The 880-nt window shown below is 74.7% G+C and carries 1 protein-coding gene; it reads left to right on the top strand.

The genetic code is table 11. From position 1 onward, the window contains the following. Nucleotides 1–16: 16 nt before the first annotated feature. The coding region (locus tag ACXAHD_RS32230; RefSeq protein WP_475055190.1) for a sensor histidine kinase at nucleotides 17–880 on the top strand (864 nt) is incomplete at its 3' end.

The following is an 880-nucleotide window of genomic DNA, read 5'->3' as shown; positions in this document are numbered from 1 at the left end:
GGCCTACAGTCGGCGCATGCCCCGGTCGCAGCCCGACACCGACGCTGGCCCGGCCGCGCCGCACTGGCGGTCGGCGGCAGCGGACGCCGGCCCGGCGGGGTCGCGACGCGGGCCCGGACTGGCGGTGCTGACCGCGATCGGGCAGCCGGTCGGCACTGCGGTCGCCGCCAGCTGGCAGTCCGGCAACGTCTCGATCATCGGGTACGCGCTGCTGGTGTTCAGTGGGCTGGCCTTGGCCGACCGGCACCGGTCGCCTCGGCGCAACTTCCTGATCGTGGTCGCCGCGACCTTGGCGTACCACCTGCTGGACCAGCCGGCCGGGGTGACGCTGCTGGCGCCGATGATCGCCGCGTCGGCGGCGCGGGCCGCCGGTCACCGCTGGCTGGTCGGGGTGGCGGCGGTGACCTCGTACGGCATCTGGGTGCTGGTCACCGGGGCGACGCTGCGGCAGGCGACGCTGGCGTTGGTGCTGATCGTCGCCGCCGGGCTGGTCACCGAGATCGGCACCCTCGTCGCCGACCGGGTCCGCGAGGGCGTCGCGGAGCAGCGCCGGCTATCCGAGGAGCGGCAGCGCCGCCGGGCCACCGAGCAACGGCTGCTGATCGCCGCCGAGCTGCACGACGTACTCGGGCACCACCTGTCGCTGATCAACGTACGGGCCGGGGTCGGTCTGCACCTGATGGACCGCGACCCGGAACAGGCCCGCGCGGCGTTGGAGGCGATCGCGCAGTCCAGCGCGGAGGCGTTGCGCGAGGTCCGGGCGGTGCTCGACACGCTCTACCCGCGCGGCGAGGCCGCGCCGCGCGACCCGGGGAAGGGGGGGGGACGGGGCGGGGAGGGGGCTTCTACACACCTCCACACACACAAAAAACACCAAGAG

Source organism: Micromonospora sp. ABR4_055, from assembly GCF_056160425.1.
This window is presented reverse-complemented; position numbering and strand designations above follow the sequence as displayed.